This window comes from Bacillus sp. Marseille-P3661, from assembly GCF_900240995.1.
Lineage (GTDB): Bacteria > Bacillota > Bacilli > Bacillales > Bacillaceae_J > OESV01.
Window position 1 is genome coordinate 23,969 of record NZ_LT965958.1, and the last position, 10,712, is coordinate 34,680.

The 10,712-nt window shown below is 35.7% G+C and carries 12 protein-coding genes and 1 pseudogene; 6 read left to right on the forward strand and 7 right to left on the reverse strand.

The window, feature by feature from the left end:
* Positions 1-46 precede the first annotated feature (46 nt).
* A pseudogene (locus tag C1724_RS26485) lies at positions 47-547 on the forward strand (protoglobin domain-containing protein); the annotation flags it as partial.
* A gap of 276 nt (positions 548-823) precedes the next feature.
* On the forward strand, positions 824-1,312 hold the full coding sequence (locus C1724_RS26490; RefSeq protein WP_374703487.1) for a methyl-accepting chemotaxis protein: 489 nt from the start codon (positions 824-826) through the stop codon (positions 1,310-1,312).
* 394 nt (positions 1,313-1,706) lie between these two features.
* Here C1724_RS26490 and C1724_RS22750 read toward each other — a convergent pair whose 3' ends face one another.
* On the reverse strand, positions 1,707-2,141 hold the full coding sequence (locus C1724_RS22750; protein ID WP_102349047.1) for a hypothetical protein: 435 nt from the start codon (positions 2,139-2,141) through the stop codon (positions 1,707-1,709).
* A gap of 384 nt (positions 2,142-2,525) precedes the next feature.
* On the opposite strand from C1724_RS22750, the gene C1724_RS22755 reads away from it, so the two are divergent.
* Both C1724_RS22755 and C1724_RS22760 read left to right on the forward strand, forming a co-directional pair.
* A complete protein-coding gene (locus C1724_RS22755) occupies positions 2,526-3,788 on the forward strand; it encodes an MBL fold metallo-hydrolase (RefSeq protein WP_102349048.1) in 1,263 nt (420 codons plus the stop codon).
* A gap of 9 nt (positions 3,789-3,797) precedes the next feature.
* Complete coding sequence (locus tag C1724_RS22760; protein ID WP_102349049.1) at positions 3,798-4,061, forward strand: DUF3006 domain-containing protein; 264 nt, start codon at positions 3,798-3,800, stop codon at positions 4,059-4,061.
* Positions 4,062-4,361: 300 nt separating this feature from the next.
* Here the strand turns inward: C1724_RS22760 and C1724_RS22765 are convergent, their stop codons facing one another.
* From C1724_RS22765 to C1724_RS22780, 4 genes are all read right to left on the reverse strand, one after another.
* Positions 4,362-5,033 (reverse strand): GNAT family acetyltransferase, encoded by a 672-nt coding sequence (locus C1724_RS22765; RefSeq protein ID WP_102349050.1) that lies wholly within the window; start codon positions 5,031-5,033, stop codon positions 4,362-4,364.
* A 24-nt stretch (positions 5,034-5,057) separates the two neighbouring features.
* Positions 5,058-5,720 carry a GNAT family N-acetyltransferase gene (locus C1724_RS22770; RefSeq protein WP_102349051.1) on the reverse strand — a complete coding sequence of 221 codons (663 nt, stop codon included), beginning with the start codon at positions 5,718-5,720 and terminating at the stop codon, positions 5,058-5,060.
* Between the two features lie 27 nt (positions 5,721-5,747).
* Positions 5,748-6,605, reverse strand: a complete 858-nt coding sequence (locus tag C1724_RS22775) for a carbon-nitrogen hydrolase family protein (protein WP_102349052.1) — start codon at positions 6,603-6,605, stop codon at positions 5,748-5,750.
* Between the two features lie 467 nt (positions 6,606-7,072).
* A complete protein-coding gene (locus tag C1724_RS22780; RefSeq protein WP_102349053.1) occupies positions 7,073-7,612 on the reverse strand; it encodes a helix-turn-helix domain-containing protein in 540 nt (179 codons plus the stop codon).
* A 182-nt stretch (positions 7,613-7,794) separates the two neighbouring features.
* Here C1724_RS22780 and C1724_RS22785 point away from each other — a divergent pair, with 182 nt between their 5' ends.
* Entirely contained in the window at positions 7,795-8,448 is a 654-nt protein-coding gene (locus tag C1724_RS22785; RefSeq protein ID WP_102349054.1) for an alpha/beta hydrolase, read from the forward strand.
* Between the two features lie 4 nt (positions 8,449-8,452).
* Positions 8,453-9,241 carry a dioxygenase family protein gene (locus C1724_RS22790; protein ID WP_102349055.1) on the forward strand — a complete coding sequence of 263 codons (789 nt, stop codon included), beginning with the start codon at positions 8,453-8,455 and terminating at the stop codon, positions 9,239-9,241.
* Positions 9,242-9,338: 97 nt separating this feature from the next.
* Here C1724_RS22790 and C1724_RS22795 read toward each other — a convergent pair whose 3' ends face one another.
* On the reverse strand, positions 9,339-9,809 hold the full coding sequence (locus tag C1724_RS22795; RefSeq protein WP_102349056.1) for a low molecular weight protein-tyrosine-phosphatase: 471 nt from the start codon (positions 9,807-9,809) through the stop codon (positions 9,339-9,341).
* 56 nt (positions 9,810-9,865) lie between these two features.
* Positions 9,866-10,261, reverse strand: a complete 396-nt coding sequence (locus tag C1724_RS22800) for a (deoxy)nucleoside triphosphate pyrophosphohydrolase (RefSeq protein WP_102349057.1) — start codon at positions 10,259-10,261, stop codon at positions 9,866-9,868.
* Positions 10,262-10,712 lie beyond the last annotated feature (451 nt).

Below are 10,712 nucleotides of genomic sequence, written 5' to 3' on the forward strand. Positions count from 1 at the left end.
CAATGAAATCGGGGGGAACAGATTGTTCGGACATCGTAAACAGATCATGACTAAATGGCTTGTCTCTACAACAGATAAGGGTGATATTTTTATTTCGGACTCTTCTTTAGAAGAGAAAATAAAGATGATTCAACTCACCAAAGAGGAATTAGGCTATATTGCTTGTGTGAAACCGTTAATTATTGAGCATATTGATGAGTTGGTTTCGAAATTCTATCAATGTATTCTTCAAATTAAAGAGTTATATGAAATTATTGAAAGACATAGCACTGTGGATCGTTTACGTCAAACTCTTCGCAACCATTTAATTGAGTTATTTGATGGGAAATTGGATGCAGCTTTTATTGAAAAACGAAATAAAGTGGCAAAAGTACATTATAAAATTGGCCTTAAGCCTGCTTGGTATATGGGGGCTTTTCAAAATCTACAACAGGCGTTATTTGAAGTGATATTGCATGGTGTGAAAGACCCGCAAGAATTTCAACTTATTTGGACTGCGATTACTAAACTATTAAGTTTAGAACAGCAATTGGTACTTGAAGCCTATAATGAAGAAACGGATGATAAAATTAAATCTACTTTCGAGAAAGGCCAGCAGGCATTACAACAAAAAATCTTGGAAGTAAGTGATGGACTTGTAGCAGTTTCAGAAGAAACTCATGCGTCAGTTGAATCTTTAATCTCAAGCAGTAAAGAGGTTAAAATGATTGTTGGAAATAGCTATAATCAAGCTAAATCGATTCAATTAGAGATTCAAGATGGGGAACGAATACTTACCACTTTATTAGAACAAATGGATCAAGTCCAAGAGGATTCAGAATCAATGAGACAAACTGTCCAACAATTAGAGACTTCATCAAAACAAATTACAGATGTAGTTAAGATGGTACATGCGGTTGCTGACCAAACGAATTTATTAGCGTTGAATTCTGCCATAGAAGCAGCAAGAGCGGGAGAGCATGGTAAAGGATTTGCGGTAGTGGCTCAAGAGGTAAGAAAATTGGCAGAACAAACCAAAAGTTCTGTAGCGGACATTCAAAAGCTTGTTGATTCCTCTCAACATTATACAAATGATGTCATGCATGTATTGGTAAGAGTGGAGCAAGCGGTTCAGGTAGGAGCCGAAGTCTCAAAAACAACGAATGATACGTTTAAGAATATTCGATTATCTATCACAGAAAATGAAGGGAATTTAAGGAATATCGAACAGCAAATAGAGGGATTAGCGCAAATTATTGAAGAAATTGGTCAAACAACAACACATGTTGCAACATCCGCCGAAAGTTTGAACGGAGCCATTCAATTAAAATAATCAATATAAAAAAAGCCTGACATATGCTGCATTACAAAGCCAATGTAATGTTATGTAGGGCTTTTTTTATTTTTTAAAAAGTCGTATTGATTGTTGTTTTCTTGACCTCACAGGCAACACGTTAATAATTTTCACAATCGCTAAAGGTTGGATGGAACGTTTCAAAGGGGTAGGAACCTTTTCAATTGATAACTATCTTTGGCTTGAATTTGGGTAAGTTTTTGCATTGGATAAACGGGTTGAACAAATGCTTATTTCAGCGTATCAAAAATCAAATGATATAACGTTGCTATGAAGAGGATAAAAGGGGCTTTAGGACTGAGCTATCCTCTTCATCGAGATGCTTAAAAGTACAAGTACATAGACCTCAAATTTCAAATTCAAGGCCAAATCATTATTTTAGGTCAGATAATTTGCCGCCAGTTAGTATTTCAAATAGCTGTGCTGACTTAATCTTGTTTAATTGAATATATTTACTTTGTGTATCTATTACGATTTCTACTTTATCTTTATTGGGACTTATCCAAAGTTCATATAACACCGCTTTTGCTTCTAATTCAGGATTCTCAAATTGAAATACAAATCTGTAATCTGCAGGGCGTACCATATTTACTTTTGCATTTTCCCAATCAATTTCATCCAATATTTCTTTTGCCTTTTGAACTTGCTCATTATTAGTAATTTCTTTGGTGTCTTTGTATTTAAAATCATCAACAATACGTTTTTGAACTTCTATATTTTGCTCTGCATTTTCTATTGCATTTGAACAACCGGCTACAAAAATTGAAATTATCCCAATAAAAGCAATTAAATACCTAATTTTGTTCAAGGTATCTCCCCCTTTATACAATAAGACGACTTTTTATCTAAAAAAGTCTCAGGATATTCCTTATTACTATATTATTTATTTAAAAATCAACAATGTTTAACTGGGCCGTTCGTTGCTTCGCAATAATAATTTCAATAATATTCTAGTTCTCTGACTATGTTTTATAAAATATCAGTGCGACCTTGTTTTTATGGATATCCCCACTCCCTGTCGCAACGTAGGTAATAGTACATCAGTGCACTTGGACCCTAGGACCATAGGGCCAGGCGTTTGCGCTTTTCTAAAAATATGTTGAAATGATAGTCTATACTAATATTAATATGTAGGACTGAATTCGTAACAAGAAATAGTTTTATGATAAAATTGGCCAGAAAGGAGAATGAAATGAAAAAGCGTAACTTGATGGCTATTATTGGATTCTTAGCAATTCTTTTTTTATGTGGTTGTGCACAGAATCCACCCGATGAAACTAATAACTCCGAAATAGAGTTGCAAGAAGAATACAATGAACAGAAACATCCTGATGACAAAATAGTCGATTTTTCTGTTGAAGATGATAAGACAAGTCACCACAGTAATAATCCACCTACAGAACAAAAGGATGGTAATTTATCAGAGCTTAAAGTGCATTATATAAACGTAGGCCAAGCTGATTCTACATTACTTCAATACAATGATAACGAAGAACAATACACGATCCTTCTAGATGCAGGAAATTGGAATAGTAATAGTGTAGTAAGCTATTTAAACTCCCAAAATATTTCGCAAATCGATATCGCTATTGGTACGCATCCTGATGCAGATCACATTGGACAGTTAGATAAGATACTAAACAACTTTGAAGTTGGTGAAGTTTGGATGTCGGGTAATACAAGCACTTCACAAACTTTTCAAAGACTCCTAACCGCAATTGACACGAATGACGTAGACTACTATGAGCCAAGAATGGGCGATGAATTTGAAGTAGGTCCACTAAAAATTGAAGTGTTATATCCGCGAAATATTAGTGAAAATGATAATGATGAATCGATTTCATTAAAATTAACATATGGTAATGTGCGTTTTATTTTTACAGGTGATGCAAGTAAAGATGATGAATTAAAAATACTCCAAAGTGGTATAGACGTGCAGGCTGACATTCTACAATTAGGTCATCATGGGTCCTCAACCTCAACACATCCATCGTTTCTAAATGAGGTAGGACCTTCAGTTGCAATTTATAGCGCAGGACAAGATAATACATATGGTCATCCGCATAAGGAAGTTGTGGAATTAATACAAGGTGCTGGAATTAAGCTTTATGGCACCGATGTTCATGGAACGATTATCGTTTCAACAAATGGAAAAAACTTTGTTGTTAAAACCCAGAAGGATGGTACGATTACACCGTCTAGCAATAGTGGTACAACTAAAACTATGGAGCATGTAGATCAAAAGAGTGGGGCTGCACCATCGAATTGTATTGATATAAATTCTGCGTCAATTGAACAACTGCAGGATATTATCCATATTGGACCAGCTCGTGCAGAGGAGCTCATAAACTATAGGCCATACAGTTCAATTAATGGGTTGACTAAAATTAAGGGGATTGGTTCAGCTAGAATGGAAGATATAAAATCGCAAGGTCTTGCTTGCATTGGAGGTTAAGTTTAGAGGATGAAAGGTTATTTAGACAGAATTGAAGACAATACATTTGGTGTATTATTAGTAGAAGAGTTAAATAAAGAGTTTATGATCCCAGTAGCTGAGTTACCAGCAGGCAGCACAGCAGGAACACACTTTGATGTAACTCTAGAAAACAATAAGATTGTTACGATAAAAGTGAACGAGGTAGCCACAAAAGCAGAACAACAAAAGGTAGACGATAGGATGACAAAGATTCGTAGTAAAAGTAAAGGCAGCAAATTTCAAAAGAAATAGAGTTTTAATAAGAGGAAATGTAAAGACGAATTCGGATTGAATTCGTCTTTTATATTTTACAGGGTTATATGCTACACGATCAACTAAATCTTGAATAAATTTCCAGGCCTTATGTGATTAATTAAATTAAAATGAGCAGTTCTGCCTATTGTTGGGAATAGCTATTAGTTACCGATAAATCCAAAAAGCCGGTAGATATAATTGTGAATTGGACGATAACTTGAAAAAGTGGGTAGATATTATGCAAAACTGGCAGATATCCTCCCAATGGCAAGCTGCAACATAAACATGCTGGGCTATTTATATTGCTTTTAACTCAACAGTTTCCTGATTTTCTAGCTTACTGATCATTTCAAGCCAAGCATCTGGCTTATTCGGTAATACAGTGTAGTATTGTTTTAGAAATTGTACAATTAAGCTTGTTTCTAATGTTTCGGTATCGTTGTTCATTGGAAGGAAACATAAGTCCAATCCTGTTACGGCCTCGCCATCATTGTTCCAGGACGGGTGGACATACGTGAAATGTAGTTTTTTGTAACCTAAATGTGCAAGTACTTCGCGACGTACAAACGGATTCATGGCTCTAACCCCACCAAATTCCAACTTTTCTACTTGGGAAGGATCATAAATTTCAGCAAACATGCCACGCAACTTTTTACCATTCGCAGCTGCTAAGCTATGTAGATGTTCTAACCTATTGTTTGCTAAGAAAGGACCAATACCTAAACCGTCTTTGCCAATAATAGTGAAATCTGTCATTGCGACGTTAAAGTCTTGATAATAACGGTATTCAGTTGCACCAACGACTGCATCATTAGAAACCGCAACATAGACATAAATGCCTGGGTCTTCAAGTGGTTCTTTCCATAAATCAAACTCTAATACTTCTTCACCTGGAAAAACAGCTTGCATTAATTCATGCATCTTCTTAAAAAGCGGGTCTGTAATTGAAGTAATTCTTTGATATTCCATATTCTCATTCTCCTTTGTTATTGCTTATAAAAATGGATTTTTCCATTCCATTAGTGTTCCATAATTTAAAGACTCTTCATCATCTAAGTAATTGGCCACTACTTTTAACGGTACACGACCGCAACGAAGAAGAAACGTAACAACAGGATCTTTTTCAACACCACTTAATACAGCTTCAATATATTGCTCCGGTGTCATCTCATTTGCTTTTTTATGATACCCAGGCATTCGGGCTCCACCCAAAAGCCGCTGTAAATTTTTGTGAACGACAACATCATACATGGAATGCATAAGCCATTTCCCTAAACCGAGTTTCCGAAAAGACGGGCGAACACCAATGTCAACTACATACAAGGTGTTGCCATTTGGATTATGATTTGTAATATAGCCATGGTCAGTTATTTCCTCCCACGTATGTTCAGGATGGAGCGGATCAAAGTCTACGAGTAGGCCCGTCATGGAGCCAGCTAATTCACCGTCGACTTCAATACAAAGCGCACCCTCTGGAAAAAAGGAAATATGATTTTGAAGTTGTTCTGTGTTCCACCATAGTTCAGAAGGGAAGGGAGGTGGAAAGCTTTCTTGTTGAATTCGAATCATGCCCTCAAAGTCGTTTACAGTATAATTACGAATTACTGCAGGAATAGGTTTTTCCTTATCAAAAACATAGAACTCTTTATGATACATCCTCTTCACTCCTCTTGGACTTTTGGATTACTTCCAATCTGGATATAAATCAGTACGGCGGTCACGCCATGTTGTCACAGAACCACTTTCACGAACTTTATATAATAATTCTAAATCCAAGTCTGCTGTCACGACCATATCATGATTAAGTTCACCCTCGACTAAAATACCTCTTGGTGGAAACGGAATATCGTTTGGTGTAATGATTGCAGATTGACCAAAATTTGACCGCATAAAATCAACTGTTGGCAGTGATCCAACTGTACCAGCATTTACTACATACACTTGATTTTCAACTGCTCGAGCATGGCTTGTATAACGAACACGATAAAAGCCGTGGCGATCATCCGTACATGATGGGCAAAAAATAACGTCCGCCCCTTTTGCCTTTGCCATTCGAACGATTTCAGGAAATTCAATGTCATAGCAGGTTAACATAGCGATTTTTCCTTTATCAGTTTCAAACACTTGGAATGTATCTCCGCCGTCCATATTCCATTCATGAACTTCAGTTGGAGTTAGATGAAGCTTAGCTTGCTGTGCAATTCGGCCATCCGGATAGAAAAGATGTGCAACATTATATAACTTTTCACCTTTTCTAATAATATGTGTGCCACCGATAATATGCATTGTTGTTTCTTGTGCTAGTTTTGTAAATAAGCTTTGATATTGCTCAGTAAAATCAGGTAGTTCATTTATAGTTAATGCCTGCCCTTTATCATTACCAATTGATAATAATTGAGTAGTAAAAAACTCCGGGAACAGTACAAAATCTGCGCCAAATTCCTGGGCAGTTTTTACATAATGCTCAACTTGATTTGCAAAATCTTCGAAAGAGTGAATGGTATGTAGGTGGTACTGAACTGTTGACACCCGTAATTTCATTCGTGCATCTCCTTTCATATAAATAGATATGAATTTTTATAGAAAACAATAATGATATTATTCTAAAAGTTTTACTTATTCAAGCTAAAAGTGTTGAGAAATAAGAATATTTTTTAGTCTTTGTATTATGATGATTATTTGTGAGTAAATACGTAGTGTTATAAAAGTTCTTAAAGAAGTTTTTCTTAGGGAATATATATAAGATGCAAGAATGTTGAATGTTAGTTATATAATTTACTATGAATTGTTTTTTACTTGCAATTTAAGTGTATAAACCTTTTACATAAAGGCTTGTTTGTGAACTAGTAGGACATTGAATCCGTTAAGTAATAGAAAATTATTACGTTAGTATCATTTCTATTATTTAACGGAATTTATGTCCATAAAACTTTTTAGCAAAAACATTATAATTATTGTTTCGAATAATTAGTTAGTTGAACGATCTTATGTATTATTTTAACTAAGAATTAAAACAAATCTTTCAACTCTTCATCTGAGTATGACGCAATTAAGACAAATGCTGTTTCTTCACCGATGTTTTTAACAAAATGGGGTACACTTGCATTCCAGCTAAAAGAATCTCCTGTTTCTAAAATATAGGAATCTTCGCCTTGTTGAGCTAAAACTTTTCCTTCTAGAATAAGATGACATTCTTCACCCTCATGTGCATGAGATTCCCCTAACTCCGCTCCTGGCGGAAATTCAACACTAACCATTCGTAATCCGCCTCTTGATGCGATATGTTCAACTTTATAATTGTTTGTAGTTGTGTAGGAGCGTTCCGCCTTTCTCACGACACGCATATGCTGCTTTTTTTCTAATAATAAATAAGGTAAGGGTACGTCTAAAAAAGTAGCGATGGTTTGCAATGTTTGTATTGATGGAGACGTATTATTGTTTTCTACATTACTAATAAATCCTTTTGATAAACCTGTTTCCTCACACATTTGTGCGATTGTGATTTTTTTTCGGTTTCGGATAGCACGAATTTTTGAACCGATATCCATTGAAGTCACCTCGTGTGTTCTCTGATATGAAACTATATTCTATATTAACAAATAATTCATTGACATTCCACAATGTATATTGTTATCCTATAGATGATTATTATTCATATAAAAAAACATTAGTAACTATAAATAGTTTAGTTAATATACAGAAAAAATAGTGTTATAAGGAGTGGGTCATAATGAATGCGCCAATGGTTTTTGAATTACGCAAACCAGTAAATGCTGAGCCAAATCAATCGTATCCTGCGATATTTATTATGCATGGGATAGGAAGTAATGAACAAAATATGTTTTCTTTAGTAGAAGGCTTACAGAACCAGTTTTATATTTTTAGTATTCGCGGTCATTTAAAACAACCACCAGGTTATGCTTTTTTTACAATTGAAGGCTATGGAAAACCGCATCGTCAAGTATTTGACGAAGGTATTGAAAAGTTAACAAGCTTTATTGATTATGCATGTGAAGAGTATCCTATCGATCAATCACAAATGTATTTACTAGGATTTAGTCAAGGAGCTATATTATCCATGACACTAGGTTTGACGTTAGGAAATAGACTGAAGGGCATTGTCGCTTTAAGCGGATATATACCTAAATTTGTAAAAGAAGAATACAAAAAACAAGCAGTTGACAAGCTTTCTTTGTTTATTTCTCATGGTGAACAGGACAATATTCTGCCCTATGAATGGGGTATCGATGCGAGTGAATATTTCAAAGAATTAGGAGCACATGTAACCTTCCGTTCGTATCCAGAACCACACACGGTTTCATTAGAAAACTTAAAAGATTTAACTTCATGGATTGTAGATAGACTGAAAACGGAGGGGGAATAAGTAGATGATGCCATCGTATTTTATTGCACATGGAGCACCGTTGTTAGCTCTTGAAAATAATCAATATACACAGTTTTTAAATCAATTGGGTAACATGCTGCCTACACCTGCTGCTATCATTTTATTTTCAGCACATTGGGAATCAGCAACTCAAAAGGTAAGTGATGTCGAGGAATTTAGTACTATTTATGATTTTGGTGGATTCCCGGAACCATTATATCAGATCACATATCCTGCAAAAGGTAAGCACGAGCTTACGGAGGAAATTATTGAATTGTTTAGTAATCAGGGGATACAATTTGAAGTGGATAACACTCGTGGCTTAGACCATGGTGCATGGGTTGTTTTACGAATGTTATATCCTAATGCAAATATTCCAGTCATTTCAATGTCCGTAAATCCTAGATTATCACCTGAACAACAATACAAAATTGGTCAATCCTTAGCTGTTCTCAGAGAAAAAAATGTTATGGTAATTGGCAGTGGCGGTACAGTGCATAATCTCCGTGCACTTAATTGGGCAGACCGTGAAGGTGAATTTGATCAGTGGGCGGTCGATTTCGATGATTGGATCGCAGCACGTCTTGCAGAGTGGGATACTGCATCATTGTTCCAGTATGAATCGTTAGCACCAAATGCACAATTTGCAGTTCCGCCATATGGCAATGAGCACTTTATCCCGATTTTTTATGCAATGGGTGCAGCTGATGACAAAAAAACGGCAAAACTTCTCCATCGCAGTTTTCGTTATGGAAGTTTAAGTCATAGCGTTTGGGAATTTGGAGGAGAATAGGGAACTAATTTTGGAATAGAAGAGAGAATAAAACTAATAGCCAGAGTCGTTGGAAGGAGCAGTTCATTTTCTCCCAAGGCTCTGGCTGTTTACGATATTAAATTCCTTCACGTTCGCGGATAAATTTGAGTAGATGTTGACAACCATTCAAAACAAGTTCATAGGTTTCTTCAAAGTTACCTGTAAAATACGGGTCAGGAACATCTCGAACAGTTCCATTTTCAACAAAATCCATCAATCTCGCAATATAGCTTGAGTGATGATCGCCCGCAATCGATTTAATATCATTGAGGTTTTTTTCATCCATTGCAACAATATATTGGAAATTGTCTATATCTGAACGTTGAAACTGTCTGGCTACAATCGTACTGTAATCGATATTTACTTCATCTAACTTCTCCCGCGTCCCTTTATGTGGTGGATTTCCAATATGCCAACTTCCGGTCCCCGCCGAATCGACTTTTATTTTATTCTCTAAATTCTCTTTAAATACTAAATCACGAAAAATTGCTTCGGCCATGGGTGACCGACAAATATTGCCTAGACAAACGAAAAGAACATTGATCATGCAAAACTCCCTTTCTAATTAATATCTTTCTTTGAAATATGTATAATATATGCTGATTATTTTTCGTCAGCTAATTGCTGTACAGCGGGAATATCTGCCGGCGCCCAATTTAATGAAAGTAAATTTTCTCTTTTTAACCAAATTAACTTGGAATGTTCATGTGGAATAGGTATACCATCAATAATACTACACTTAATGGCAATTAAACGGATGATTGCCATTTCATGCTCATGATAATTTTCGCTAAATAACTCATAAGTTCGGATCTTACAGCCAAGCTCTTCTTCAATCTCTCTTTCAAGTGCTGAGTACATATCCTCATTTTGTTCTACTTTACCACCTGGAAACTCCCATCGATTAGGGGTGGACATACGCGGAGACCTTAAAGCACATAATATTTCTTTTTGATCATTTTCAATAATAGCAGCCACTACCTTGATGGTTCTTTTCACATCTATTCTCCTACAAATTAATATAAATTTTATCATACCATTTTTTTAAAAAGTAAACATATTTAAAATCTGGGCCAGTTTAGTAAATTTCCTTTTTATATTATCGATATAAACATAGTATTGTCATCAATCCTTCATAAAAAACAAAGAAGCTCGATGATGAGGAAAATGTGCTAAAAATATCGGGAGAAAGCTCTTCGTAAGGCCGATGAAGAGGAAACCAGGGTGGAAAAAACGAGAGAAAGCCCTTCATAAGGCCAATGAAGAGGAAACGGAGCAAGAAAAAACGGTAGAAACCCTTTCATAAGGCCGATGAAGAGTAAACGGAGCAAGAAAAAACGGTAGAAAGCCCTTCATAAGGCCGATGAAGAGGAAAAGGAGCAAGAAAGAGCGGAAGAACCCTCTTCATAAGGCCGATGAAGAGGAAACGGAGCAAGAAAAAACGGTAGAA